The sequence below is a fragment of the Streptomyces sp. NPDC001002 genome (assembly GCF_053599215.1).
The window spans coordinates 1-26,390 of the sequence record NZ_JBSFLV010000126.1 but is presented as its reverse complement, the minus strand read 5'-3'; the positions used below and the strand labels follow the sequence as shown (position 1 = coordinate 26,390).

At 70.9% G+C, this 26,390-nt stretch carries 23 protein-coding genes; 8 read left to right on the top strand and 15 right to left on the bottom strand.

Annotated elements, in window-relative coordinates; translation table 11 throughout:
• Positions 1-113: 113 nt before the first annotated feature.
• The 5 genes from ACWDR3_RS37315 to ACWDR3_RS37295 form a co-directional block, all read right to left on the bottom strand.
• Positions 114-2,288, bottom strand: coding sequence for a 3-hydroxyacyl-CoA dehydrogenase NAD-binding domain-containing protein (locus ACWDR3_RS37315; protein WP_450357019.1), 2,175 nt, complete (start codon positions 2,286-2,288; stop codon positions 114-116).
• Positions 2,289-2,344: 56 nt separating this feature from the next.
• Positions 2,345-3,559 (bottom strand): acetyl-CoA C-acetyltransferase, encoded by a 1,215-nt coding sequence (locus ACWDR3_RS37310; RefSeq protein ID WP_450357018.1) that lies wholly within the window; start codon positions 3,557-3,559, stop codon positions 2,345-2,347.
• Between the two features lie 21 nt (positions 3,560-3,580).
• A complete protein-coding gene (locus ACWDR3_RS37305; protein WP_450357017.1) occupies positions 3,581-4,723 on the bottom strand; it encodes an acyl-CoA dehydrogenase family protein in 1,143 nt (380 codons plus the stop codon).
• Positions 4,720-5,850, bottom strand: a complete 1,131-nt coding sequence (locus ACWDR3_RS37300; RefSeq protein ID WP_450357016.1) for a CaiB/BaiF CoA transferase family protein — start codon at positions 5,848-5,850, stop codon at positions 4,720-4,722. Before ACWDR3_RS37300 ends, ACWDR3_RS37305 begins: the two co-directional genes overlap by 4 nt.
• Before the next feature lie 166 nt (positions 5,851-6,016).
• Positions 6,017-6,403: an MmcQ/YjbR family DNA-binding protein gene (locus ACWDR3_RS37295; protein WP_450357015.1), complete on the bottom strand. Its 387-nt coding sequence runs from the start codon at positions 6,401-6,403 to the stop codon at positions 6,017-6,019.
• Positions 6,404-6,494: 91 nt separating this feature from the next.
• Here ACWDR3_RS37295 and ACWDR3_RS37290 point away from each other — a divergent pair, with 91 nt between their 5' ends.
• On the top strand, positions 6,495-7,673 hold the full coding sequence (locus ACWDR3_RS37290; protein WP_450357014.1) for a saccharopine dehydrogenase family protein: 1,179 nt from the start codon (positions 6,495-6,497) through the stop codon (positions 7,671-7,673).
• Between the two features lie 40 nt (positions 7,674-7,713).
• On the opposite strand, the gene mmpA is transcribed toward ACWDR3_RS37290, so the two are convergent.
• The 4 genes from mmpA to ACWDR3_RS37270 form a co-directional block, all read right to left on the bottom strand.
• A complete protein-coding gene (mmpA, locus tag ACWDR3_RS37285; protein WP_402346690.1) occupies positions 7,714-7,860 on the bottom strand; it encodes a morphogenic membrane protein MmpA in 147 nt (48 codons plus the stop codon).
• A gap of 129 nt (positions 7,861-7,989) precedes the next feature.
• Positions 7,990-8,685, bottom strand: coding sequence for an endonuclease V (locus ACWDR3_RS37280; protein WP_450357013.1), 696 nt, complete (start codon positions 8,683-8,685; stop codon positions 7,990-7,992).
• Positions 8,686-8,731: 46 nt separating this feature from the next.
• Positions 8,732-9,061, bottom strand: a complete 330-nt coding sequence (locus ACWDR3_RS37275) for a plasmid stabilization protein (RefSeq protein ID WP_450357012.1) — start codon at positions 9,059-9,061, stop codon at positions 8,732-8,734.
• A 55-nt stretch (positions 9,062-9,116) separates the two neighbouring features.
• Entirely contained in the window at positions 9,117-10,193 is a 1,077-nt protein-coding gene (locus tag ACWDR3_RS37270) for a WD40/YVTN/BNR-like repeat-containing protein (RefSeq protein WP_450357011.1), read from the bottom strand.
• Positions 10,194-10,467: 274 nt separating this feature from the next.
• Between ACWDR3_RS37270 and ACWDR3_RS37265 the strand changes: the two genes are divergently transcribed.
• A complete protein-coding gene (locus tag ACWDR3_RS37265; RefSeq protein WP_450357010.1) occupies positions 10,468-10,884 on the top strand; it encodes an SsgA family sporulation/cell division regulator in 417 nt (138 codons plus the stop codon).
• A gap of 13 nt (positions 10,885-10,897) precedes the next feature.
• Here the strand turns inward: ACWDR3_RS37265 and ACWDR3_RS37260 are convergent, their stop codons facing one another.
• Together ACWDR3_RS37260 and ACWDR3_RS37255 are read right to left on the bottom strand one after the other, a co-directional pair.
• Positions 10,898-11,734 (bottom strand): isocitrate lyase/PEP mutase family protein, encoded by an 837-nt coding sequence (locus ACWDR3_RS37260; protein ID WP_450357009.1) that lies wholly within the window; start codon positions 11,732-11,734, stop codon positions 10,898-10,900.
• Positions 11,735-12,018: 284 nt separating this feature from the next.
• Complete coding sequence (locus ACWDR3_RS37255; protein WP_450357008.1) at positions 12,019-12,657, bottom strand: GOLPH3/VPS74 family protein; 639 nt, start codon at positions 12,655-12,657, stop codon at positions 12,019-12,021.
• A gap of 329 nt (positions 12,658-12,986) precedes the next feature.
• On the opposite strand from ACWDR3_RS37255, the gene ACWDR3_RS37250 reads away from it, so the two are divergent.
• The 3 genes from ACWDR3_RS37250 (at position 12,987) to ACWDR3_RS37240 (ending at position 16,709) form a co-directional block, all read left to right on the top strand.
• On the top strand, positions 12,987-14,594 hold the full coding sequence (locus ACWDR3_RS37250; protein ID WP_450357007.1) for an ABC-F family ATP-binding cassette domain-containing protein: 1,608 nt from the start codon (positions 12,987-12,989) through the stop codon (positions 14,592-14,594).
• A 125-nt stretch (positions 14,595-14,719) separates the two neighbouring features.
• Positions 14,720-15,496, top strand: coding sequence for a dimethylargininase (gene ddaH / locus ACWDR3_RS37245; RefSeq protein WP_450357006.1), 777 nt, complete (start codon positions 14,720-14,722; stop codon positions 15,494-15,496).
• A 238-nt stretch (positions 15,497-15,734) separates the two neighbouring features.
• Positions 15,735-16,709: an acyl-ACP desaturase gene (locus ACWDR3_RS37240; RefSeq protein WP_450357005.1), complete on the top strand. Its 975-nt coding sequence runs from the start codon at positions 15,735-15,737 to the stop codon at positions 16,707-16,709.
• Positions 16,710-16,845: 136 nt separating this feature from the next.
• Here the strand turns inward: ACWDR3_RS37240 and ACWDR3_RS37235 are convergent, their stop codons facing one another.
• Positions 16,846-17,091 (bottom strand): WhiB family transcriptional regulator, encoded by a 246-nt coding sequence (locus ACWDR3_RS37235; RefSeq protein ID WP_124001983.1) that lies wholly within the window; start codon positions 17,089-17,091, stop codon positions 16,846-16,848.
• Positions 17,092-17,366: 275 nt separating this feature from the next.
• Between ACWDR3_RS37235 and ACWDR3_RS37230 the strand changes: the two genes are divergently transcribed.
• On the top strand, positions 17,367-18,152 hold the full coding sequence (locus ACWDR3_RS37230; protein WP_450357003.1) for a VOC family protein: 786 nt from the start codon (positions 17,367-17,369) through the stop codon (positions 18,150-18,152).
• A gap of 62 nt (positions 18,153-18,214) precedes the next feature.
• Here the strand turns inward: ACWDR3_RS37230 and ACWDR3_RS37225 are convergent, their stop codons facing one another.
• The 3 genes from ACWDR3_RS37225 to ACWDR3_RS37215 all read right to left on the bottom strand — a co-directional run bounded on the left by ACWDR3_RS37225 (position 18,215) and on the right by ACWDR3_RS37215 (position 21,381).
• On the bottom strand, positions 18,215-19,297 hold the full coding sequence (locus tag ACWDR3_RS37225) for a LacI family DNA-binding transcriptional regulator (protein ID WP_450357002.1): 1,083 nt from the start codon (positions 19,295-19,297) through the stop codon (positions 18,215-18,217).
• A gap of 162 nt (positions 19,298-19,459) precedes the next feature.
• Positions 19,460-20,395 (bottom strand): ornithine cyclodeaminase family protein, encoded by a 936-nt coding sequence (locus ACWDR3_RS37220; RefSeq protein WP_450357001.1) that lies wholly within the window; start codon positions 20,393-20,395, stop codon positions 19,460-19,462.
• Between the two features lie 14 nt (positions 20,396-20,409).
• On the bottom strand, positions 20,410-21,381 hold the full coding sequence (locus ACWDR3_RS37215) for a multicopper oxidase domain-containing protein (RefSeq protein WP_450357000.1): 972 nt from the start codon (positions 21,379-21,381) through the stop codon (positions 20,410-20,412).
• A 189-nt stretch (positions 21,382-21,570) separates the two neighbouring features.
• On the opposite strand from ACWDR3_RS37215, the gene ACWDR3_RS37210 reads away from it, so the two are divergent.
• Both ACWDR3_RS37210 and ACWDR3_RS37205 read left to right on the top strand, forming a co-directional pair.
• Positions 21,571-24,057: a ThuA domain-containing protein gene (locus ACWDR3_RS37210; protein WP_450356999.1), complete on the top strand. Its 2,487-nt coding sequence runs from the start codon at positions 21,571-21,573 to the stop codon at positions 24,055-24,057.
• Positions 24,057-26,270 carry an OmpL47-type beta-barrel domain-containing protein gene (locus ACWDR3_RS37205; RefSeq protein ID WP_450356998.1) on the top strand — a complete coding sequence of 738 codons (2,214 nt, stop codon included), beginning with the start codon at positions 24,057-24,059 and terminating at the stop codon, positions 26,268-26,270. Before ACWDR3_RS37210 ends, ACWDR3_RS37205 begins: the two co-directional genes overlap by 1 nt.
• The last annotated feature ends 120 nt before the right edge of the window (positions 26,271-26,390 follow it).

Genomic DNA, 26,390 nt, shown 5'->3' with positions numbered 1-26,390 from the left:
GCTTTTCTCGGCCCGCCGCCCCTACCCATCCCATCCTTCTGGGGGCTGCCGCCCCCAGACCCCCGCTTCGGCCTGAACGGCCTCGTCCTCAAACGCCGGACGGGCTGAAAAGATCACGCGTCCCCGAAACGCTCCCCTTTCTCCGCCTTCTCCACCAGCAACGCCGGCGGGTTGAAGCGTTCGCCGTAGCGGGCCGCCAGTTCGCGCGCGCGGGCTACGAAACCGGTGACGCCGCCCTCGTAGCCGTTGATGTACTGGAGGACTCCGCCGGTCCAGCCGGGGAAGCCGATGCCGAAGATGGAGCCGATGTTCGCGTCGGCCACCGACGTGAGGACCCCCTCCTCGACGAGCTTCACCGTGTCCAGGGCCTCCGAGAAGAGCATGCGTTCCTGCATGTCCTCGAAGGGGATCTCGTGGCCGGGCTTGGTGAAGTGTTCGCGCAGGCCCGGCCAGAGGCCGACGCGCTTGCCGTCTGCGTCGTAGTCGTAGAAGCCCGCTCCGCCGCTGCGGCCCGTGCGGTCGAAGTCGTCGACCATGCGGTCGATGACGGCTTCGGAGGGGTGCGCGGGCCAGGTGCCGCCCGCTTCCTCGACCGCCCGCTTGGACTCCTGGCGGATCTTGCGCGGGAGGGTGAGGGTCAGTTCGTCTACGAGGGAGAGGACCTTGGCCGGGTAGCCGGCCTGGGCCGCCGCCTGCTCGATCGACGCGGGCTCGATGCCCTCGCCGACCATCGCGACGCCCTCGTTGATGAACTGGCCGATGACCCGGGAGGTGAAGAAGCCTCGGGAGTCGTTCACCACGATCGGGGTCTTGTTGATCTGGCGGACCAGGTCGAAGGCTCGGGCCAACGCCTCGTCGCCCGTCCGTTCGCCCTTGATGATCTCGACCAGCGGCATTTTGTCGACCGGCGAGAAGAAGTGCAGGCCGATGAAGTCCGCCTGGCGGTCCACGCCTTCGGCCAGCGCGGTGATCGGGAGCGTCGAGGTGTTGGAGCACAGGAGCGCGTCCGGTTCGACGATGTGCTGGATCTCCTGGAAGACCTTGTGCTTGAGCGTCGTGTCCTCGAAGACCGCCTCGATGACCGCGTCGCAGCCCGCCAGGTCCGCCGGGTCGGCGGTGGGCGTGATGCGGGCCACGAGCGTGTCCGCCTTCTCCTGGGTCGTACGGCCCCGGGAGACCGCCTTGGCGCACAGTTTCTCGGAGTACGCCTTGCCCTTGGCCGCCGCTTCCGGGGATACGTCCTTGAGGACCACCTCGATGCCCGCGCGGGCGCATGAGTACGCGATGCCCGCGCCCATCATGCCCGCGCCCAGGACGGCCACCTTGCGGACCTTGCGGGGCTCGATGCCCTTGGGGCGGTTGGCGCCGGAGTTGACGGCCTGGAGGTCGAAGAAGAACGCCTGGATCATGTTCTTCGAGGTCTGTCCCGCGGCCAGTTCGACGAAGTAACGCGCCTCGATGACCTGCGCGGTCTCGAAGTCGACCTGGGAGCCCTCGACGGCGGCCGCGAGGATGGCCCGCGGGGCCGGGTAGGGCGCGCCGTTGGTCTGCTTGCGCAGGTTGGCCGGGAAGGCGGGGAGGTTGGCCGCGAACTTGGGGTTGGCGGGGGTGCCGCCCGGGATGCGGTAGCCGGGCTTGTCCCAGGGCTGCTGCGACTCGGGGTGGGCCTCGATGAAGGCGTGGGCCTTGGCGAGGAGTTCGTCGGGGGTGGCGGCCACGTCGTCGATCAGGCCGTTCTGCAGGGCCCGTTGCGGGTTGTACTGGGTGCCCTGGAGAAGGACCTTGAGCAGTGCGTCGGCGATGCCGAGCAGGCGGACGGTGCGGGCGACGCCGCCGCCTCCCGGGAGCAGGCCGAGCGTGACCTCGGGGCAGCCGATCTTGGTGCCGGGCGCATCCAGGGCGACGCGGTGGTGGCAGGCGAGCGCGATCTCGTAACCGCCGCCCAGGGCAGCGCCGTTGATCGCGGCGACGACCGGCTTGCCCAGCGTCTCGATGCGGCGCAGGTTGCGCTTGATCGCCAGGCCACCGTCGAAGAGTTCCTGCGCGGTCTCCGGGGTGACGCGGATGAGGTCACGCAGGTCGCCGCCGGCGAAGAAGGTCTTCTTGGCCGAGGTGAAGATGATGCCGCGGACGGAGTCCTTCTCGGCCTCCAGTCGGTCGGTCACCGCGGCGAGGGACTCGCGGAAGGCCGCGTTCATCGTGTTCGCGGACTGGTTCGGGTCGTCGAGGACGAGCGTGACGACACCGCTGCGGTCCTGTTCCCAGCGGATGGTGGTGCTCTGTGTCATGACAGGGTCTCCGTAGAAGCCGTTGAGGTCTTGTGGTCCGCCGATTCCGCCGGGAATCAGATGCGTTCGACGATCGTCGCGATGCCCATGCCGCCGCCGACGCACAGCGTGGCGAGGCCGTACCGCTTGTCCTGGCGCTCCAGTTCGTCGACCAGGGTGCCGAGCAGCATCGCGCCGGTCGCGCCGAGCGGGTGACCCAGGGAGATCGCACCGCCGTTGACGTTGACCTTGTCCAGGGAGATGCCCATGTCCTTCGCGAAGCGCAGGACGACCGCGGCGAAGGCCTCGTTCATCTCGAAGAGGTCGATGTCGTCGACGGTCAGTCCCGCCTTGGCGAGCGCCTTGCGGCTCGCGGGCGCGGGGCCGGTGAGCATGATGGTGGGCTCGGAGCCGGAGACGGCGGCGGAGACGATCCGCGCGCGCGGGGTGAGCCCGTAACGCTCGCCGACCTCCTTGGTGCCGATGGCGACCAGGGAGGCGCCGTCGACGATGCCGGAGGAGTTGCCCGCGTGATGGACGTGGTCGATCTTCTCGACCCAGTGGTACTTCTGCAGGGCCACGGCGTCGAAGCCGCCCAGGTCGCCGATGTCCGCGAAGGACGGCTTCAGCTTGGCGAGGGAGTCGGCCGTGGTGCCGGGGCGCATGTGCTCGTCGTGGTCGAGGACGACAAGCCCGCTGCGGTCCTTGACGGGCACGAGGGACCGCTCGAAGCGGCCCTCCTTCCAGGCCGTGGCCGCCCGCTCCTGGGAGAGCGCCGCGTACTCGTCGACGTCACGCCGCGTGAAGCCCTCGATGGTGGCGATGAGGTCGGCGCCGATGCCCTGCGGCACGAAGTTGACGGCCAGGTTGGTCATCGGGTCGTTGAACCAGGCGCCGCCGTCGGAGGCCATCGGCACGCGCGACATGGACTCGACGCCGCCCGCGAGGACGAGGTCCTCGAAACCCGAACGGACCTTGGCGGCCGCCATGTTGACGGCTTCCAGGCCCGAGGCACAGAAGCGGTTCTCCTGCACGCCCGCGACCGTGTCCGGCAGTCCGGCGGCGATCGCGGCGATGCGGGCGATGTCGGAGCCCTGGTCGCCGACCGGGCCGACGACGCCCAGCACGATGTCGTCGATCGCGGCCGGGTCCAGGCCCGGGAAGCGGTCGCGGAGCTCGTGGATGAGTCCGACGACCAGGTCGATGGGCTTGGTGCCGTGCAGGGCGCCGTTCGCCTTGCCTCGGCCGCGCGGGGTGCGGATCGCGTCGTACACGTACGCTTCGGTGCTCACAGGGAAGCCTTTCAATGAGGGTCAGCCCAGCAGGGAACGGCCGATGATCTCCTTCATGATCTCGGTCGTGCCGCCGTAGATGGTCTGGACGCGGCCGTCGGTGAACGCCCGGGCCACGGGGTACTCGGTCATGTAGCCGTAACCTCCGTGCAGTTGGAGGCAGCGGTCGGCGACCCGCTTCTGCAGCTCGGTCGCCCACCACTTGGCCATGGAGGCGTGCACGGCGTCGAGCGTGCCGTTGTCGTGCTCCTCGATGCAGCGGTCGATGAAGGCGCGGGTGACGGCGCACTCGGTGGCCATCTCCGCCATCTCGAAGCGGATGTGCTGCTTGGTGGCGAGCGGCCGGCCGAAGGCCTCGCGCTCCTTGACGTGGTCGGTGGTGATCTCCAGGACGTGCTCGGCCGCGGCGATCGCCGCGACGCCGATGTGCAGGCGCTCCTGCGCGAGGTTCGTCATCAGGTGCACGAACGCGCCGTTGAGCTCCCCAAGGAGGTTCTCCTTGGGCACGCGTACGTCGTTGAAGAACAACTCCGCGGTGTCCTGCGCCTTCTGGCCGATCTTGTCGAGGTTGCGACCGCGCTCGAAGCCGGCCATGTCCCGCTCGACCACCAGCAGCGACAGCCCGTGCGCCCCGCCCTCCGGTGTGGTCTTCGCGACCACGATCACCAGGTCGGCGAGGATCCCGTTCGAGATGAACGTCTTGGAGCCGTTGAGCAGCCAGTGGTCGCCCTTGTCCTCGGCGTGCGTCCGGATGCCCTGGAGGTCGGATCCCGCGCCGGGTTCGGTCATCGCGATGGCCGTGATCAGCGAGCCGTCGCAGAAGCCTGGCAGCCAGCGGCGCTTCTGCTCCTCGGTGGCGAGGCCGGTGAGATAGGGGCCGATGATGTCGTTGTGCAGGCCGATCGCGATCCCGGGTGCGCCCGCGCGCGTGAACTCCTCGGCGAGTACGACGCTGTAGCGGAAGTCGGCGGTCCCGCCGCCCCCGTACTCCTCGGGCACGGCGAGCCCGAGCAGCCCCTGCTTGCCGGCCGCGCGCCAGGCCTCGCGCGCGACGATGCCGTCCTTCTCCCACTGCGCGTAGTACGGCAGCACCTCCCTGGCCAGGAAGGCTCGCACGGTCTCGCGGAACGCGTCGTGCTCGGGGGCGAAGATCTGGCGCTTCATGGAAGGTCCTTGGTCAGGTCGGGCACGTCCCAGTCGCGCGCCACCTCGGCGGTGTCCGCGCCCGGTTGGGCCGGTCCGGTGCGCACGGTCGTGGGCGTCGCGGAGAAGCGCGGCGCGGGGGCCGGCTGGGTGATACCGCCGTGGTCGGTGAAAGTGCCGCGGGCGGCGAGGTGCGGGTGGTGCGGGGCCTCGCCGAGCGACAGGACGGGCGCCACGCACGCGTCGGTGCCCTCGAAGACGGCCGTCCACTCCTCGCGCGTACGGCTGCGGAAGCGCGCGGCGACGGCCTCGCGCAGCTCGCCCCAACGGGACAGGTCCTTGCGGGCGTCGGCGTGCTCCGGGATCCCGAGGAGGGTCACGAACTCCGCGTAGAACTGCGGCTCCAGAGCACCCACCGCCATGTACTTGCCGTCGGCCGTCTCGTACGTGCCGTAGTACGGGCAGCCGCCGTCCAGGAGGTTGGCGCCGCGCCGGTCCTGCCAGCCGCCGGCGGCGAACATGCCGTGGATCATCGCCGCCAGATGGGAGGCGCCGTCGACGATCGCGGCGTCCACGACCTGGCCGGTGCCGCTCACGCGCGCGTGGTGCAGAGCCGCGAGGACGCCGACGACGAGGTAGAGGGAGCCGCCTCCGTAGTCGCCGAGGAGGTTGGCGGGGGCGGCCGGCGGCCGGTCCGGGTCGCCGATCATGCCGAGGGTGCCGGTGACGGCCAGGTAGGCGATGTCGTGCCCGGCGCGGTGGGCGAGGGGGCCGTCCTGCCCCCAGCCCGTCATGCGGCCGTAGACGAGGCGCGGGTTGCGGGCGTGGCAGGCCTCGGGGCCGACGCCGACACGCTCGGCGACGCCGGGCCGCAGGCCCTCGATGAGGATGTCGGCGCGTTCGGCGAGGTCGAGGACACGGGCCGGGCCGTCCGGGGACTTCAGGTCGACGATCACCGAGCGCTTGTTGCGGTTGGTGACGTCGTAGTCGGGGTTGATCCCGAGTCCCACCCCGCCTGGTCGGTCCACGCGGACGACATCGGCGCCCAGGTCGGCGAGGAGCATGGCGGCGAAGGGCGCGGGCCCGATCCCGGCCAGCTCGACCACGCGCACGCCGACGAGCGGTCCCTGTCCTGGCGTCGTCGCCATCCGGCCCCCAGAGGTGTGACACAACTGATGTAACACCAACGATGTTAAGAACACGCCCCAGCGAACACAAGCCCTGAACGAGCAAGCGCTTAGCCAATTATCCGCGCACGTCCCACATCAGCCGCGCTCGTTCAGCTCCGCTATGAGCCGCTCTCGTCCAGCTCCGCTATGAGCCGCTCCCGTCCAGCTCCGCTATCAGCCGCTTCGGCGCGATCGTGCGGTAGCTCTCCTCCACCCAGTCGCACAGCAGCTCGGCGGCGGGCGCCCCCTTCTCCGCCAGCGGCACCCGCACCCAGCCCGCCTTGCCCAGGCCGTAGCCGGCGGGCTCGGCGCCCGGGGAGGTCAGGGCGTGGGCGTGCGCCTCCTCGTCCTTGAGCTTCACGGTGAGGGCCAGCGGATAACTGCCGTCGTCGACGCCGAGGAACACGAACACCTTCTTGTTGACCTTCGCGACGCTCTCGCCCCAGGGGAACTCCTCGACGGCACCGGGCAGCCCGAGGGCGAACTCGCGCACTTTCGCCCATTTCTTCAGGGCGTTCCTGTCCACCGCCACCGGCACACCTCCGGGCTCGTCGTCGGGCTCCGCACCCTTCACGCTAGCCTCGGCCACCGACAACGGCGCGCGCCGCGGACCGAGGGGTGTCATGAGCAGGCTGAACAGGACGGACCGTCCGTACGACATCGTTCTCTTCGGAGCCACCGGCTTCGTCGGAACGCTGACCGCGGAGTACCTCGCCACGCACGCGCCCGAGGATCTGCGCTGGGCGATCGCGGGCCGCGACGAGGGGAAGCTGGAGCGGCTGCGCGAGCGGCTGCCCGGCGGCGGGAAGGTCGGGGTGCTGCGGGCGGACGTCGCGGATCCGGACTCACTGCGCGAACTCGCCGAGCACGCGCGCGTGGTGGCGACGACGGTCGGTCCGTACGTGCTGCACGGCCAGGATCTGGTGGCCGCGTGCGCCGAGAGCGGCGCGGACTACCTCGACCTCAGCGGTGAGCCCGAGTTCGTGGACCTCACCTACGTCCGGCACGACGCACGCGCGCGGGAGACCGGGGCCCGGCTGGTGCACGCCTGCGGGTTCGACTCGGTGCCGCACGACCTGGGCGCGTACTTCACGGTCAAGCAGCTGCCGGAGGGGGTGCCGCTGACGGTCGACGGGTACGTGACGGCGGACGCCATGTTCTCCGGCGGCACGTTCGCCTCGGCGCTCACCCAGTTCGCGCGGTGGCGGCCGATGCTGACCGCCGAGCGGGACCGCAAGCGGCACGAGCCACGGCTGGTGGGGCGCCGCGCGCTGGCGCCGATGGGGGCGCCGCGGTTCGCGAAGGAGGTCGGTGCGTGGGCGCTGCCGCTGCCGACGATCGACCCGCAGATCGTGCGCCGCTCGGCGCGGGCGCTGGAGCGCTACGGTCCCGACTTCCGCTACCGGCACTTCGCGGCCGCCCGGTATCTGCCCGTCGCGGTGGGCGGTGTCGCGCTCACCGGCGGTATCTTCGCGGCCGCCCAACTGCCCGCCGCCCGGCGCTGGTTGTCCGACCGGCTCAAGCCCGGTGACGGGCCGAGTCCGGAGAAGCGGGCGAAGAGCTGGTTCACAGTGCGCTTCGTCGGCGAGGGCGGCGGCCGACGGGTGTTCACGGAGGTCGCGGGCGGCGACCCGGGCTACGGCGAGACGGCGAAGATGTTCGCCGAGTCCGCGCTGTCCCTGGCGTTCGACGACCTTCCGCCGACGGCCGGTCAGGTCACCACGGCGGTCGCGATGGGCGACGCGCTGACCGAGCGACTGCGCGCGGCCGGCCTCACCTTCAGGGTGGTGGCGAGCTGGTGATCCGTCCTTCGGGACGTGCGCCGGGGCGGCTGTTCCGTCCTTAGAGCGTCCACCCGGCGACCGTGTAGATCATCCCGCCGATCCAGCCGACCCCCGCCAGCACGGCGAGGACCAGTGCGAGGTTCACGACCCGCTCGACGGGACGGTTCGGGTCCGCGAGGGGCTTCGGGTCGCGGCGGCTCGTCATACGGCGGGTCGTCATGCGGTGCGTCGTCATGGCGCACAGCCTGCCGACAGGACGGGCGCGTCCACATCCGTACAGATACTCAGACCGGGTACTCAGTTCACGCCCGCCCCTTGCCCAACTCCCGCCGCCTCAGCCGCTTTCCGTCGCCGCCCGCAGCGCACTTCGGCACAGGGCGTCCGCCCTGCGTGTCGTCTCCGGGAGGCGGAAGGCGGGGGTCAGGGCGAGCACGTGCGCGCAGGCGTTGTCGAGGCCCGTGCGGTGGCCGACGGACACGAAGACCGGCTTGACGGCGTCCCGGGTGCGCAGGGCGCGGCCGACCTCCTCGGTGCCCGCGAGGAGCAGGGACGTACTCCCGCGCGGGGCGCCGGGTTCGTCGTACGCGAAGGTGAACGGGTTCTTGGCGACGCCGATCGTGGGCAGGCCTGTGAGGACGCCGAGGTGGCTGGCGAGACCGAAGCGGCGCGGGTGGGCGCGGCCGTAGCCGTCGCAGACGACCAGTCCCGGCGGGCACGGCAGCGCCTCCAGGGCGGCCAGGACGGTGGGGATCTCGCGGAAGGCGAGCAGTCCGGGGACGTACGGGAAGGAGATCCGGCCGACCGCGGTGGCCTCGGCGACGACGTCCAGGGTGGCCGCGTCCAGGACGACGGCCGCCGCCGCGACGACGTCCCGTTCGTCGTCGTAGGCCACGTCGACGCCGGTCACCAGGCCGGTCCCGGGTGGTGGTCCGGGTTCGTCGAGCACCACGCGGGCGCGCAGTTCGTCCTGGACCGCGCGGGCCCGCTCCTCAGTCGCGGGCCAGCCCGCGGGAATGCGTACGGTCGTCATGGTGGGACGAGCGTACGGTTCCCGGTCGGGCCGGCCCGCGGTCAGGTCAGCTCCTGCCGCCCAGCGCGCGCTGGAGCTGGCTCTTGTTCATGTCCGAACGGCCTTTGACGCCCCGCCGTTTGGCCTCCGCGTAGAGCTGGTCGTACGTGGGCCCCTGGGCGCCCTTGTGCGAGCGCTGCCCGCCGCGCCGGCCGGAGGACATGTCCTCGGTCGAGACACGGCTCTCCGTCTTCGACTCACCGGAGCGGGCGCGTTCCTTGTTGACGGTGCGCGCGGCGATCTCCTCCGCGCGCCCCGTGCTCTCTCCTCGGTCCTCGGCGCTCTGCTTGATGTGCTCGTACTGGCGTTCCCGCTTGGGGCTCGAACCGCGTGGCATGGTCGTCACTCCTCTCGGCGTTGACGACCGGGTACCCCCGTTTCCGGCGAACGCGTCATCGCTCCAGGCGGGCCACCCTGCCCTGTTCGCCCGCGGCCCAGCAGGCCCGGTCGGCGGTGCAGTCCACGGTGTCGTACGAGCCCGTGTCGACGGTGTGCCAGGTGCGGCCGGCGTCGGTGGTCAGGTCGGTGCCGGTGGGGCCGACCGCGAGGGCGGTGGTGCGGCTGTGCGGGAGCCAGGCGGCGCCGGAGCGGTAGGCGGGCGGCGGCTGGGCCGCGGGCTGCCAGGTGCGGCCCGCGTCGGTGGTGCGGGCGGCGGCCTGGGGTGAGGTCTGGTCGGCGCGGTAGTCGCCGCCGACCGCGAGGCCGTGGGTACGGTCGCGGAAGGCGAGCGCGAAGACGCCCTTGGCCGGGTCGCCCGCGGGGATCGGCGTGTCGGTGGCCGTCCAGTGCACTCCGCGGTCCGCCGAGTGCAGCACGCGCGCGTGGGCGCCACCTCCGGTCGCCAGCCAGACGTCGGAGGGGCCCGAGGAGACCAGACACTGGCCGCTCGCGGCGAACCCGGCCTCACCGGGCAGTGCGGCGGGCATGCCGGCGTTGGGGAGCACCTTCCAGGAGCGGCCGCCGTCGCCGGTCGACAGGATGCGGAACTTGCCGTCCACCGGGTCGCTCATGGCGAGGCCGTGGCGGCTGTCGAAGAAGGTCAGGCAGTCGTAGAAGGCGGCCGCGTCGGTGTTGCGGAAGGACTCCGTCCAGGTCCGCCCCGCGTCCTCGGTGCGGTAGACCCGGGAGGCCTCGCCCTCGCCGATGGCCAGCACCACGGCGCGCCGCGCGTCGAACGCCTCGATGTCCCGGAACTGCAGCTCGGCCGCGCCCGGCGGCGAGACGTTCCGCCACTTCTTCCCGCCGTCGGTGGTGCGCAGCACGGTCCCGCCGGTGCCGGCCACCCACGCGGTGTCGCGATCGACGGCCGCGAGCCCCCGGAAGCGCACGTCAGACGCTCCGGTGTCCTTGAGCTCCCAGTGCGGCGCCCGGTGCTGCGGCTCGTGCGCCTGCGCCGGTACGGCGGTCAGGGCGGCCAGTGCCGCCGCGCTCACCGCCCCCGCGGCCACCGTGCGAACCGTACGTCTCATGCGTCGCGTCTTCCCCATGGGCCTCATGGCGGGCGAAGCTAGCCGACGGGAAGGGTGCCGTCCAGATGGCCGCGACCGCTCCGGCACACGGTTCGGGGCCCACCGCAAGGGCCCGTCCTGACCCGGCGGGCCGACTATTTCACTTCCGTGAATGAAAGCGGTGACGGAGGTCACTAGCAATTTGTGTGCACTGAACGACCGATTCCGACGTCTCTTCCATTGGCCGGCTTCATCCGTCGACCCCACCGTCCCGCCGTCACGAGGGAGCAAGGCGTTGATCACCGTCATCGAGCAGCCCGTGGAGGCCCGCCTCGTCGCGGCCGCTCCGCGCATGCCGAGCATCCCGGCCAAGCTGCACTACGACCGCCGCGATCCGTTCGCGATCCGTATGACCTTCCCGGCCCCGGCCACCCTGGAGGGCGTGGAGGTCTGCTGGACCTTCGCGCGCGAACTCCTCGCGGCCGGCCTGCACAGCGCCGAGGGCACCGGCGACGTCCGGGTGCGGCCGTACGGGTACGACCGCACCGTCCTGGAGTTCCACGCCCCCGAGGGCACCGCCGTGGTGCACGTCCACTCGGAGGAGATACGCCGGTTCCTCCAGGCCACCAGCGACCTGGTGCCCGTGGGCTTCGAACACCTCCACCTCGACCTCGACCACGACCTGGCCGAGCTCATGCGGGACGCCTGCTAGGCGCTGCCCTGACCTAGCGCACGGCCCCCAGCAGACGGTTGAGCTCGCCGTAGTCGAGCCCGTCCGCCAGCGTCTCGTACGTCCCCGTGTCCAGCAGCTCCCGCGCGGCACGGCGGACCAGGGCGTGCGCGGCCTGCGCGAGCCCCGAACCGGCGCTCACGCGCGCGACGCCGAGCGCGGCCAGTTCGGCGACCGGTGCCGCTCCGGGATGGACCATCACGTTCAGCGGCCCCTCGATCCCGTCGGCGAGGAGTTTGACCGTCCCCGGCTCGACGGCCCCTGGGACGAAGATCCCGTCGGCGCCCGCGGCGAGGAAGGCGGCGGCCCGCTCCAGGGTGACGTCCACCTCCCCACCACCGCGCAGGAACGTGTCGATGCGGGCGTTCACGAACAGCGGCACGCCCGCCGAGTCGGCCGCCTCACGCGCGGCGGCGATGCGCTCGGCCTGTTCGGCCACCGGCCGCAGCAGCCCCGCCCCGGCCTCGTACAGCGCGTCCTCGATGTTCACGCCGACCGCCCCGGCCGCGATCACCGCGCGGATCGTGTCGGCGACTCCGGCCGCGTCCTGCGCGTAGCCGCTCTCGATGTCCGCGCTGACGGGCACGTCCACGGCGGCGACGATGCGCGCGACGGCCGCCAGGGCCCCGTCGCGGTCCAGCCGGTCGCCGTCCGCCGCGCCCAGCGCCCAGGCGAGCCCGGCGCTGGTGGTCGCGACGGCGGCGGCACCGGCGTCCTCGACGATGCGGGCGCTCGCGGTGTCCCAGGCGTTGGGCAGGACGAGCGGGTCGCCCGGGACGTGCAGCGAGCGGAAGGCGAGTGCGCGGTCACGGAGGGAGCTCACGGTCGTCATGCCGCCCAGCCAACCAGCCGCGGCGGGCCGGAGGCTGGCAGGAATCCGACATGTACGTGGCTCCCGGGGGGACGGTCGGGAGATCGCGCAAGGAGCGCCCCAGATCCCGCGTCCTACTCCCCGCCTCCGCGGGCAGGGAGGACGGTCGGGTGCCCGGCACGAGGTGCGCCCAGCTCCCGCACGCCCTTCACCCGCGTCCTACACCCGTGCCTCTGCAGGCAAGGAGGACGGTCGGGTGCCCGGCGCGACGAGCGCCCAGCAAACGCGCTCCCTGCTCCCGGGGCCTACTCCCCCGCCTCCGCGGGCACCGGCGTAAGGGCCGTCCGCACCTCGTCGACCGCCTTCCGCAGCCCGGGCACGCCCGCCGAAGCATGCGCGACCAGTTGCTCGACGCGCTCGGGGTCCTTGACCGGCGTCAGGGTGCTCAGCTCGGCCGCGGCGGCCAGGACGGCGGCGGTCGCGTCCCGCTCCGGGACCTCCGCGACGGGGACCGGTCCGTCCAGGACCTCCTGGGTCTCCGCGCGCAGTACGGCCACGTCGGCGACCCGGTCGAGGCGGTGCTCCACGCCCGGGAAGACGCCGAGGACCCGCTTCCGCTCGGTGCGCAGATAGCCCTCGGCGGTCAGCTGCTCGCGCAGGGCGTCCGCCGTCTCGCGCGCGTGCAGCGTGACCCACGACCGCCAGCCGTGCGGCATGGACTCGCGGACCAGTTCCAGAAGCTCGTCGAGGGGGTCGTCCCCGGTCATGGCGTCCATGTCGACGGGCGTGACGATGTCGTCCTGGTCGACGAGGAAACCGCGCCGGGTCAGTTCGACCAGGGCGCCGGCGCGGGCCAGCGGGGCGGCGCCGGCGGCCTCGCCCGTCCCGGTGTCCCAGGCGACCAGATAGAGCAGGGCGGGGAGCGAGAGCGATCCGTCGGACACGGGGGTCTCCTTCAGGGGGACGATCGAGGCTCACGTTAATTCGTTGACAGCGATCAGGCGCGTTCGTACCGTTGACGACGGTCCTGTTGCCGTCGATTGGAGAAGGACGTTGCTCGTCTGAGGTTCTGAGACACCGAGCCACCCACCCAGCTGTGGTGTGTGCGCCGCGTGCGACCTCGGCATTCGAGCCGTCCCGACGGAGCGGGCCTTTTTCATGGCCCCAGGGCTGTGTCCCGCTCCTTCCCTCCCCGTCGCCGCCTCCGGTGTCTCGATACGCGTTTGCCCATCACCGCATCAAGCAATCGCGAGGCGCCCTTATGTCTACGACCATGTCCATCGCCTGTACCTCCCTCTCCTTCGCCTGGCGCGACGGCACCCCCGTCTTCGAGGACCTCGACGTCGCCTTCGGCCCTGGCCGGACCGGGCTCGTCGGTGTCAACGGGTCGGGAAAATCAACCCTGTTGAAGCTGATCGCCGGTGAACTCACGCCGGCCGACGGCCTCGTACGGGTCGCGGGCGAGGTCGGCTACCTCCCGCAGAACGTCACGCTCGACACCCGGCTGCGCGTCGACGAGGCCCTCGGCATCGCCGCCCGGCGGGCCGCGCTGCACGCCATCGAGTCGGGTGACGTGGCCGAGGAGCACTTCGAGACGGTCGGCGACGACTGGGACGTGGAGGAGCGCGCGCTCGTCACGCTCGGCGAACTCGGGCTCGGCCACATCGAGTTGGACCGCACGGTCGGCGAACTCTCGGGCGGCGAGTCGGTGCTGCTGCGCCTGGCGGCCCTGCTGCTGCGCCGCCCGGACGTGCTGCTCCTGGACGAGCCGACCAACAACCTCGACCTGTACGCGCGCCGACGGCTGTACGCGGCCGTGTCGTCCTGGTCCGGCGTGATGGTCGTGGTCAGCCACGACCGTGAACTCCTCGACCTGGTCGACCAGATCGCCGATCTGCGGGGCGGCGAGGTCACCTGGTACGGCGGCAACTTCTCCGCCTACGAGGAGGCGCTGGCCACCGAACAGGAAGCGGCCGAGCGCATGGTGCGGGTCGCGGAGTCCGATCTGCGCAAGCAGAAGCGCGAACTGGCCGACGCCCAGATGAAGTTGGCCCGCCGCAAGCGGTACGGGCAGAAGATGTGGGACCAGAAGCGCGAGCCGAAGATCGTCATGGGTGCGCGCAAGCGGGCGGCGCAGGAGTCCGCGGGCAAGCACCGCATCATGCACGAGGAGCGGCTGGCCGAGGCCAAGGAGCGGCTCGACGACGCGGTGGAGGCCGTGCGCGACGACGACGAGATCCGCGTCGACCTGCCGTACACGGCCGTACCGCAGGGCCGTGACGTCCTGACCCTGCTGGACCTGGAACTCGCGTACGGCGCGCGGGTGGCCGGCGGGCTCGATCTGCGCGGGCCCGAGCGGGTCGCGCTGATCGGGCGCAACGGCGCGGGCAAGACGACGTTGCTGCGCACGATCGCCGGGGAGCTGGCGCCGGTGTCGGGCGAGGCGCACGCGCACGTGCCGCTGCGTTTTCTGCCGCAGCGGCTCGATGTCCTGGACGGCGAGCTGTCGGTCGTCGAGAACGTGGCGCGGTTCGCGCCGGGAGCCACCAACAACCGGATCCGGGCCCGGCTTGCCCGCTTCCTGTTCCGGGGCGCCCGGGCCGACCAGAAGGCGGCGACGCTGTCCGGCGGCGAGCGCTTCCGGGCGGCACTGGCCGCGCTGATGCTCGCCGAGCCGGCCCCGCAGCTGCTCATGCTCGACGAGCCGACCAACAACCTCGACATGGCGAGCGTGCGGCAGCTGACCACCGCGCTGGAGTCGTACGAGGGGGCGCTGATCGTGGCCTCCCACGACCTGCCGTTCCTGGAGTCGATCGGCATCACGCGCTGGCTGCTCCTCGACGGCGAGCTGCGCGAGACGGAGCCGGAGGAGGTCGGATGAGCGCGTTGCAGGAGGGGCACAGCATGGCAAGGGGGGTTTTCTACGCGCCTCAGGGCCCTGCATGATGGCCGGACCGGGCCCGCACCACGGGCCCGGTCCGTCGTCCGCCGTGAGGAAGTCCTGTCGTGCCGAGCAAGAAAGCCCTCGTCCGCCGCCCGAGCCCGCGCCTCGCCGAAGGCCTGGTGACGCACATCGAGCGGGAGAAGATCGACGCCGATCTCGCGCTGGAGCAGTGGGAGACGTACGGGGAGACGCTGCGCGCGCACGGCTGGGACACGCTGGAGGTGGACCCGGCCGACGACTGCCCCGACTCGGTGTTCGTCGAGGACACCGTCGTCATGTACAAGAACGTCGCGCTGATCGCCCGCTCCGGCGCCGAGTCCCGGCGCGAGGAGACCCTCGGGGTCGAGGAGGCGGTGGCCCGCCTCGGCTGCTCGGTCAACTGGATCTGGGACCCGGGCACGCTGGACGGCGGCGACGTCCTGAAGGTCGGTGACACGATCTACGTCGGCCGCGGCGGCCGGACCAACGCGGTCGGCGTCCAACAGCTGCGGGCCGCCTTCGAACCGCTCGGGGCGCGGGTCGTCGCCGTACCCGTGAGCAAGGTGCTGCACCTGAAGTCGGCGGTCACGGCGCTGCCCGACGGGACGGTCGTCGGGCACATCCCGCTGGTGGACCGCCCGTCCCTGTTCCCGCGCTTCCTGTCGGTCCCCGAGGAGTCGGGCGCGCACGTGGTCCTCCTGGGCGGCGACAAGCTGCTGATGGCGGCGAGCGCGCCGAAGACGGCCGAGCTGTTCGCCGACCTCGGTCACCAGCCGGTGCTGGTGGACATCAGCGAGTTCGAGAAGCTCGAAGGCTGTGTGACGTGCCTCTCGGTCCGGCTCCGCGAGCTGTACGCCTGATGGGTGATCGCTTCACCCGTACGGCCCTGGGACCTGCGGGTCCTGGACCTTTTTGGCATGCCCCCGAAAGACCGGGGAACAGGGCCTGATCAGGGCTCTTTACACCCCACTTAACCTACGGCAACGTAACCTACGGATACGTAGCCTACGATGCCGTAGGTTCCGGCACCGCTCGCCGGACCCACCCGGCTCCGCTCCGCTCTGTTCCGTCTTTGTTGCCCGTCCCCCTGGAGTTCCCGTGACGATCACCTCCCCGCACCTCGGCAGCCCTTCCGTCTGGACCGACGCCCGACTGCTGTACGCGCTGGAGGAAGTGGTCGAGAAGGAGCTCAACCGGCACCTGAGCGTCACCAAGGACTGGATGCCGCACGAGTACGTGCCGTGGACGGACGGCCGTAACTTCCCCGGTCTCTTCGAGGACGGCGAGGCCTGGGAGAAGGGGCAGTCGAAGGTCACCGAGATCGGCCGCATCGCGCTGGTCGTGAACCTGCTGACCGAGGACAACCTGCCCAGCTACCACCACGAGATCGCCTCGCTCTTCGGCCGCGACGGCGCCTGGGGCACCTGGGTGCACCGCTGGACGGCCGAGGAGGGCCGGCACGGCATCGTGATGCGCGACTACCTGCTCGCCTCGCGCGCGGTGGACCCGGACAAGCTGGAAGCGCTGCGCATGGCGCACATGAGCGAGGGCTTCGAGTCGGACAACCGGCACTCGATGCTGCACTCGGTCGCCTACGTCGCCTTCCAGGAGCTGGCCACCCGCGTCTCGCACCGCAACACCGGCCACCAGTCCGGCGACCCGGTCTGCGACCGCATGCTGGCCCGCATCGCGACCGACGAGAACCTCCACATGGTCTTCTACCGCAACCTCCTGAAGGCGGCTTTCGACCTCGCCCCCGACCTGACCATGCAGGCGGTGCGCGACGTCGTGGTGAACTTCCGGATGCCCGGTCACGGGATGCCCGGCTTCGAGCGGTCCGCCGCCCAGATGGCGATCGGCGAGGTCTACAACATGCGCATCCACCACGACGACGTGATCCAGCCGGTGCTGCGCTACCTGAAGGTCATGGACATCGACGGCCTGGGCCCCGAGGGCCAGCAGGCGCAGAACGAGCTCGGTCTGTTCATGAGCGGTCTGGACGCGGAGGCCGCGAAGTTCGACGAGAAGCTCGCCATCCGCAAGGCCCGCATGGCGGCGCGCGCCGCGGGCTGACGACGGCACGCACGCGTGCACGCGGCCGGTACGGGAACGCCCGTGCCGGCCGCGTCGTCGTACGCGGCCGGGCAGGGGTGTAGGTCAGAAGGGGTCAGGCAGCGCGTGTGTCACGTGCGGCCGGGCAGCGCGTGCGTCAGGTGCGGTTCCGCCGGAGTTCCAGTCGTTCCTTCTCCGACAGGCCGCCCCAGACACCGAAGCGCTCGTCGTTCGCCAGGGCGTAGTCGAGACAGGCGGTGCGCATCTCGCACATGCCGCAGATGCGCTTCGCCTCACGTACCGAGCTGCCCGGCTCGGGGAAGAAGAACTCCGCCCCGGTCTGCGCGCAGAGCGCCTGGGCCTGCCAGCCGGGGTCGGCCGGGGTCATGGTGTCGATGTGCATGGCGAGATCGTGCCGGACGTCGAAAAACGTTCGATCAACGCGGGATCAACGCCGTGCCCCGAGGCCGCCGGCCACCTGATGGTGACCCACGGCACACAAGGGCGCACGGCGGCGCGCGGCGCGATGTCGCGGGATCTCGCGGGATGTGAAATCCACGGAGTCGGCGTCGGCACCCCAGGTCCATACGCGTCCTTCACGCCGTACGGCGGCGATTGTCAGTGGGCGGTGCAAGACTCGGCAGAGCAGAGAACGGGACCCTTCCGAGGAGGGCGCACATGCTCACCACCCGTTTCGTCAACGGCGCACCGAACTGGATCGATGTCGGCACATCCGACATCGACGGCGCCATCTCCTTCTACGGCGGTGTCTTCGGCTGGCGGTTCCAGTCGGCGGGACCCGACGCCGGCGGCTACGGCTTCTTCCAGCTGGACGGGAAGACCGTGGCCGGCGGCATGCAGACGACACCCGACCAGGGCCCGCCCTCCTGGACCGTCTACTTCCAGAGCGCGGACGCGGAGGCCACCGCGAAGGCCGCCGAGCAGTCCCACGGCAGCGTGCTCATGCCGCCGATGGACGTCATGGGCGAGGGCCACATGGCGATCCTCGCGGACAAGGCGAGCGTGCCGTTCGGCATCTGGCAGCCGGGCCGGCTCAAGGGCGTCGACGTGGCGAACGAGCCCGGCTCGCTGTCCTGGGTCGAGCTCTACACGCCGGACATCGCCGCGGCCGCCTGGTTCTACCACGAGACGCTCGGCCTGGAGACGGCCGCGGTGAACTTCCCGGGCGGCACGTACACGACCGTCAACCCGGCCGGGGCCGACGAGGACTCCATGTTCGGCGGCATCGTCCCGCTGGCCGACGACCCGGCCGAGGACACGGCGTACTGGCTGCCGTACATCGAGGTCACGGACGTGGACGGCGTGGTCGCCAAGGTGCGGGAGCTGGGCGGCGCGGTCCGCGTCCCCGCCGTCGACATCGAGGGCGTCGGCCGCGTCGCCAAGCTCGCCGACCCGTACGGGGCACGCTTCGCGGTGATCAAGAACGCGGAGCAGCAGGGCTGAGGAACGGAACCGGCTGAGGGCCGGACCCGACCGAGGCCGAGGGGTTGAGCCTCGGGGCAGACCTACGCGGAGGCGCGCCGTACCAGTGTCGTCGGCAGGACGATGCCGGACGGCGCGCCCTCCGAGATCTCGACGGTCCCGGTGGTCCCGACCGCCCTGAGGCTCCCGGCCGTGTCGTCACCGTCACGGTGGTCGAGTCGGCGCAGCAGCAGCCGGGCCATCAACCGGCCCATCTCCTCGATGTCCTGGCGGACCGTCGTGAGCGGCGGGTCGGTCTGCTCGGCCACCGGCCCGACGTCGTCGAAGCCGATCACGGCGACGTCATCCGGCACCCGCCGCCCGCGTTCGCGCAGCACCCGCATCGCGCCGGCGGCGGTGAGGTCGTTGGCCGCGAACACGGCGTCCAGGTCGGGGCGCCGGTCGAGCAGTTCCCGCATCGCCTGCTCGCCGCCGGCCGGGGTGAAGTCGCTCTCGACGATCAGTCCCGGGTCGACGTCGGTCATGACGTCCCGGAACCCGTCGAGCCGATCCGCGGCGGACGTCTGGTCGAGGGGCCCGGTGATGTGCGCGATGCGGGTGCGACCAAGACCGACGAGATGGCGTACGGCCGTACGGGCGCCGTCGCGGTTGTCGCAGTCGACGTACTCCGGACCGCCCTTGCCGTCGCTCCAGCCCGGGCGCCCGCCGAACACGGTCGGCACTCCGGCGTGCTGGATCAGCCCGGGCAGCGGGTCGTCGAGGTGCAGCGAGAAGACGAGGGCGCCGTCGACATGGCCGCCGGCCAGATACCGGCCCACGCGCGCGTGGTCGTCACGCCCCTCGATGAGCAGCAGCACGAGCTGGTTGTCGTGGGCGGTCAACTCCTTGCTGATACCGCGCAGTTGCAGGGCGAAGAAGGGGTCGGCGAAGACCCGGGTCTCCGGCTCGGCGATGACCACGGCGACGGCGTCGTGGCGCCGGGTCACGAGGCTGCGCGCGGCCTGGTTCGGCACGTACCCGAGCTCTTCGACCGCCTTGCGCACCCGCTCGACGAGCGGCTCCCTGACCCCGTCCCCACCGTTCACGACCCGCGACGCGGTGGCCCGCGAGACCCCGGCCCGCGCGGCCACGGCCTCCAAGGTGGGGCGTGGTGCGGTGTCGCTCACTTCGGGGCCTCCTCGGTGGTTGCGGATCAGGATAACGCCCGGTGGGGAACGGAGAGAGAGCGCTCTCGCATCACGGGAAAAGGGGGTTCACGGCGGACACGCCTGACACACCCGGACGACGCCGCCCTCGCCCGCCACCGCGTGATCCGCCGCGGGCCACTCTCACGCCAGCAGATCCACCCGCCGCCCCACCCCGTCCCGCACCGCCCGCTCGTACGCCACCCAAGCCAGGGCCAAGTCCTGCCACGGCAGTCCCACCGGTGCGTACACGGACCGCTGTTCGTCGCTCGTCCGCCCGGGACGCTCGCCCCGCAGCACCTCGCCGAGTGTCGCGTCGGCAGCCGTCGACGGGAGGCCGGCCGCCGCCAACGCGCCCATGCCCGCGGCGAGTTCGCGGTCGTCGACGACCAGCAGAGCGTCGTGGAGCAGGTCGGCGGCGAGCTCCTGTTTGCCGGGTTCGTCCGCGCCGAGGCTGGTGAGGTGGTGGCCGGCGCGGGTGTCCGCTAGCCGCAGCAACGGTTGCCTCGACCAGGTGGCCAGCAGCAGCGTGTCGGCGTTTGCCGCGGCCTCCTGCGCCGAGCCGACCACCCGGCCTCCGTGCCGCGCAGCGAAGGCGGTGGCGCGGTCGTCGTCCGTGTCGTGGACGATCAGATGCCCGTACGGCCGTCCCAGGGCTCGCAGCCCGTGCAGCATCAACTCGGCCTGCGCGCCCGCCCCGATCACCGCCACCGACTCACCCGGACCGGCGAGGAGATCCGTGCCCAGGGCCGCTGCCAGGCCCGTCCGCCAGGCGGTGACCGTTGCCGAGTCGAGCAGGGCGAGGAGTTCGCCGTCGGCCCCGGCGTGCAGGCAGATCACCCCGCGCAGGGCGGGCCGGGCGGCCGGGAACTTGGCGTTGACCTTCACCGTGTAGGCGTCGATGCCGGGCAGCAGTCCCGGGATCAGCGCGGTGGCCGTGCCCGGGAACGGCAGGTCCGTGCGCACCCGCTGTCCCGCGATCGCCTGCGCTGGCGCCCGGAAGCCGGCCCGCAGCGCGTCGAGGCAGTGCTCGACCTCCAGTACGGCTTCCAGATCACTTCGCGTCAGTACAAGGGTCACCCGCCCATGATCCGTCAGTGGGCGTGCGCCGCGTGCGGGTCATGGGGGTCGTGCGGCTCGTAGCCGGGAATCGTGCCGTCCGCCTTCTTCACCAGGAACAGCCCCACCATCCCCATGTCGGAGTGGCTCTGGACATGGCAGTGGTACATCCACGCGCCCGCCCCGACGCCCTCCCCCGCGACCACCTGGAAGCCGAAGGAGTCCGCCGGGCCGACGATCTTGTTGTCGACGACCTGGCTGGGGTCGTCCGGGCCGGTCAGCAGGCCCGTTCGGTTGTCCGCCCAGCGATGCCCGTGCATGTGGAACGTGTGGTAGTACTCGCCGTGCGTGATCATCACGAACTCGACCCGGTCGCCGACGGTGGCCTCGAAGTCGGGGCCGGAGTGCGCCGGCCGGTTGTTGATGCTCATGTCGTTGAAGACGATCGTGTACGTCCGGTCCGGCAGGACGTCTCCCTTGCGGCGCACGATCACCGGCCCGTAGAGGCCGTTGCGGATGCCGCCGGTGCCGTGCTCGGTGCCGACGACGTGGTCGTGGTAGTGCCAGTAACCGGCGCTGCCCGCCCGCCAGGTGCCGTCCGCGCGGCGGCCCGGCACGTGGGTGCGCCAGGTATAGGTGCGGGTGCCGCCGGGCTCGACGTCGCTGCGGTTCAACTTGGTGCCGTCGCTGGAGATTTCGTAGTCCAGGCCGTGCACGTGCAGGCTCGCGGCCACGTCCATGGTGTTCTCGAACTCGATGTGCAGCGTGTCGCCCTCGTTGAGTTCGATGAGCGGCCCGGGGATCGAGGCCTTGCCCTTCTCCAGGCCGTAGCCCATCTGCCCGCCGGCAAGGCGCTCGGCGTACAGCTTGATGCGTTTGACCTCTCCCCCGGCCGGGGCGGTCTTCGCCGGAGCTGCGGCGCTCACGGCCTCCGGCGCGAGGGACAACGATGTCGCGACGGCCGCGCCGCCGAGCAGCACCCGTCTGTTGAACCCGCGTCTGTCCATGCGGAACTCCCCACCCTGGTAAGGAATTTGCGGAGGTGTACCTGTGATGAACCTGTGAGACGGTAGCGGCCCTTCCGCCGTTTTTCCACACTCAGGACAAAGTTCGTGGGATCCCGGTCATAGGTATTGGCGTGCCGCGCAAAGACGTCTAGCTTCCTAGCCGTTGCCGCTGTGACCGAGGAGGTGCCCATGCACTTACGAGGGTTGAGCACAAGAGGCGTCAGAAGACGGGCCTGGGCGGCCACCGTGACCGCCGGGGTCGTCACCGCCGGACTGCTGTCGGGACCCGTCGCGAGCGCGCGGCCGGCCCCGGAACCGTCCCCGACAACGATGTCCGTCAAGTCGCCCCCGGGCGGCCCGAATGTACGCGTGCTGGTCTTCTACGGATCCGCGGCGGCCGGGGACGAGTCCCCCGTCGTGAACGCAGGGATCGGCGCGATCGAGCAGATCGGCCTCACCGGACCCGCCGAGCAACGGTTCGAGACCGAGGCCTCGGACGACGCCTCGGTCTTCACCGACGAGGCCAGGCTGGGCAGTTACAACGCGATCGTGTTCCTGACCGGGGGCGGTGACGTCCTCGACCCGGAGCAGGAGGCGGGCCTTGAGGCCTACATGGAGGCGGGCGGCGGTTTCGTCGGCGTCCATGACGCGGCCCGCGCGGAGCCGTACTCGGACTGGTTCACCGGTCTGGTCGGCGCCCGTCCCGCCGCCTCCAGCCCAACGGCCGTACAGCGTGCCGTCGTTGAGGTCGGCGACCGGCAGCACCCCGCGACCAAGGATCTGCCGTTGCAGTGGAAGCGGCCGGACCAGTGGCCGAACTGGGTGAAGAACCCGTCGGGCGACGTGCACACCGTGGCCCGGGTCCGCGAGTCGACGTACACGCCGGGCGCGAGTGCCAACGGCGCGGACCACCCGGTGAGTTGGTGCCGTGACTACGACGGCGGACGCTCCTTCTACACCGCCATGGGCGGCACGGTGTCGTCGTACGACGAGACGGACTTCCGCGCCCATCTGCGCGGTGCGCTGCTGTGGACCACCCGGATGGCCCGGGCCGACTGCAAGGCGACGATCAACGCCAACTACAAGGCGGAGCGCCTGACCCAGGCCAACCAGCCAGGGCTGAACGACCAGATCGGCGAGCCGCACGGCCTGGTCACCGCGCCCGACGGACGCGTCCTCTACATCGGCCGCGGCGGCGCCGACTCCTCCCAGCCCGTGATCACCGACTGGAACAACCCCGACGTCGGCAAGGGCAAGGGCCAGATCCACGTCTACGACCCGAAGACCAAGAAGGTCACGCTCGCGGGCGAGTTGACCATCTTCGGCAACAAGGGCGGCGGCGACGAGCTGATCAAGGTCGAGGAAGGCCTGCTCGGCATCGCGCTCGACCCGCGCTTCGAGCAGAACGGGTGGGTGTACCTGCACTACACGCCCCACTCCCAGCTCAACCGCGACACGCAGATGGCCGAGCGGCGGGTCTCCCGCTTCACGCTCGACCTCGCCACCAACAAGCTGGACCTGGGCAGCGAGAAGACGCTGCTCAAGTGGCCGGTGCAGGTGCACAGTTGCTGCCACGCGGGCGGCGGGATGGCCTGGGACTCCAAGGGCAACCTGTACATCGCGACCGGCGACAACAACTCCAGTGGTTTCAGCGACGGTTACTCCGGCAACAACCCGGCGCCGAACTACAAGGGCGTGTCCTTCGCCGACGCGCGCCGCACCGCCGGCAACACCAACAACCTCAACGGCAAGATCCTGCGCATCCACCCGGAGTCCGACGGGACGTACACCCTCCCGGCGGGCAACCTGTTCACCGGCAAGGAGACCGACGAGGGCGGCGGCAAGACGCGCGGCGAGATCTACGTGATGGGCGTCCGCAACCCGGCGCGCATCTCCGTCGACCAGCAGACCGACACGCTCTACGCGGGCTGGGTCGGCCCGGACGCGGGCGCGCCGTCGACCACGTGGGGTCCGGCCAAGTACGACACGTTCGCCGTCATCACCAAGGCGAGCAACCGGGGTTGGCCGTACTGCATGGGCAACAAGCAGCCCTACCGGGACCGCAATCTGCCGGATCCGACGAAGCCGCTGGGCTGGTACGACTGCGCCCACCCGAAGAACGAGTCGCCGAACAACGACGGGTTGGTCAACCTCCCGCCGGTCACCGGCAACAACATCTGGTACTCGCCCCAGGGCGGCGCACCGGACTACCCGCGCGACGCGAACGGCATTCCCTCCTACAAGCAGGCGGAGGCCAAGTACCTGCTGCCGTGGCTCAAGGGCGGCGGCCAGGCGGCCATGAACGGCCCGGTCTACCGCTACGACGCGGCGAGCGCCAGCACGACCAAGTGGCCCTCGTACTGGGACGGCAAGTGGTTCGTCGGTGACTTCTACGACGCCGACCAGCCGCGCAACGCCGTGCTCACCGACCCGAAGACGCAGGGCGACGGCGGTCTGCCGGTGCACTCGGAGTCGCTGAAGAAGATCATCCCGATCGGCAACGACGGCATCAAGAACCTCATGGACTGGAAATTCGGTCCGGACGGGGCGCTGTACGTCCTCGACTACGGGCGCGGCTTCTTCACCTCCGACGCCAAGTCGGCGCTGTGGAAGGTCACTTACACGGGCGGCGGACCGACTCCGGCCGCGAATCAACTGGTGGGAGGAGGGCAGTGATGCGACACCTTCTACGGCGACGAAGAGTCTGGGCGGCCCTGTTGGCCACCGTGCTGATGATGCTGGGCCTGCAGACGACCGCGGGCGCACAGCCCGAGCGAGCGACACGCGCGGCCGCGGCGCAGACGCTCACCTGGACCGCGGGCGACGACATCACCAAGTACGTCTCGGCGCCCACGACGGCGGTCGCGGGCACGGCGACGATCGTCTTCGAGAACAGTGTGGCGACCGGCAACACCATGGGAATGCCGCACACGTTGACGTTCGCGACGTCGGACCCCGAGTTCAACTCCGACGTCGAGCTGAACATCCTCGCCAACCCGAACGACGCGCAGGGCGGCCGGCACACCGCGGAGGTCACGCTCACTCCGGGCCGCTACTTCTACCACTGCACGATCCCGGGCCACGGCCAGATGCAGGGCATCCTCGTGGTGACCGAGGGCACCGGCGAGGACACCACCGCGCCCGAGACCTCGGTCGACGTGACCGGGACGCGCAACGCGCAGGGCCAGTACGTCGGTTCGGCGAGCGTGGCGATCGCCGCGAGCGACCCGGGCGGTTCGGGCGTGGACCGGGTCGAGTACGCGATCGGCGACGACGGCGCCTGGCTGCCGTACACCACCCCGGTCGTGATCGACCAGGTCGGTGATCACACGGTCCGCTACCGGGCCTCGGACAAGGCGGGCAACGTGGCCGCCGAGAAGAGCGTCACGTTCACGGTCGTCGCGCCGCCGACGGACGACACGACCCCGCCGGAGACCTCGGCGACGGTCAGCGGGGAGAAGAACCCCGCGGGGAACTACCTCGACATGGCGACGGTCACCGTCACCGCCTCGGACACCGGGTCCGGGGTCAACACGATCGAGTACGCGGTGAACTCCGGTGCCTGGACGCCGTATTCGGGTCCTGTGATGGTGCATCAGCTCGGCACGCACACCGTGCGCTACCGGGCCACCGACAAGGCGGGCAACGTGGCGGCGGACAAGAGCGTCACGTTCACCGTGGTCGCGACACCCCCGCAGGACACGACCCCGCCGGTGACGGGCGTGACCGTCGGCGGGACGCGCAACTCCGACGGGGCGTACGTGGGCAACGCCAAGGTGACCGTGAGCGCGGCCGACGAGGGCGGCTCGGGGGTTGCGGGCATCGAGTACTCGCTCGACGCCGGGCCCTATCTGGCGTACGGCGGGCCCGTGGTGGTCGACCGGACCGGCACCCACACGGTGGCGTACCGGGCGACCGACAAGGCGGGCAACACCTCACCCGCACGGAGCGTCAGCTTCACGGTGGTGGCCGGCGGCGGGGTGCCCGCGCCCAACTGCCCCGAGTTCGACGAGCGGTTGACGGTCATCGTCGGCACGGTCGACTCCGGCGTCCCCAATCGGGTCACCAACAACCGGTGCCGGATCAACGAGTTGATCGAGGACGAGAAGGAGTGGACGTCCCACGCGCTGTTCCTCAAGCACGTGAAGACGGTCCTGGACAAGCTGTTCAAGGAAGGGGTCGTCGACGAGCGCGAGTACGGCACGATCACGGAGGCCGCCCAGCAGTCCGGGATCGGCAAGCCCGGGCAGACGGAGGGCTACCGGACGATCTTCGACGGCACGGCGGGTTCCCTCGCCAAGTGGGAGCAGGTCGGCGGCGGTTCGTTCGGTCTGAACTCCGACGGGTCGATCACCAGCGGCACCACGTCCGACGGCCTCGGCATGCTCTGGTACCCGCAGCGCAAGTACGGGGACTTCTCGCTGAAGCTCCAGTGGCGTGACGACGCGCCGGGTACGGGCAACGCCAACTCCGGTGTGTTCGTGCGGTTCCCGTGGGTGCACAACCACCCGGAGGAGTCCCGGCCCGAGTGGGCCGCCATCAAGTACGGGCACGAGGTGCAGGTGTTCGACCGGCCCGACGGCGACATGTACAAGACGGGCTCGATCTACGGCTTCGACCGGGTGGGCCTCGCCGGTGCCGGCGTCACCCAGAAGGGCACCTGGAACGACTACGAGATCCGCGTGGTCGACCAGCACTACTCGGTCTACCGCAACGGCGTCCTGATCAACGAGTTCGACAACATCGGCGGCCAGGACTTCTTCCCGGCGCGTTCGGACGACCCGGGCACGGACGGCCGGCGGTTCGCGTCCGGTTACGTCGGGCTCCAGGTGCACAGCGTCACTGACGTTGTCTCCTACCGGGACATCCGGATCAAGGAGCTGCCGTAGCAGACATGTCCGTAGCAATGTCGGGCGCGCGGCCCCTGGAGTATGGCGTCCAACTGGACTGGGACGACAGCACGGCGACGGACCTCGCCAAGTACGAGATCTTCGAGAAGCCGACGCAGT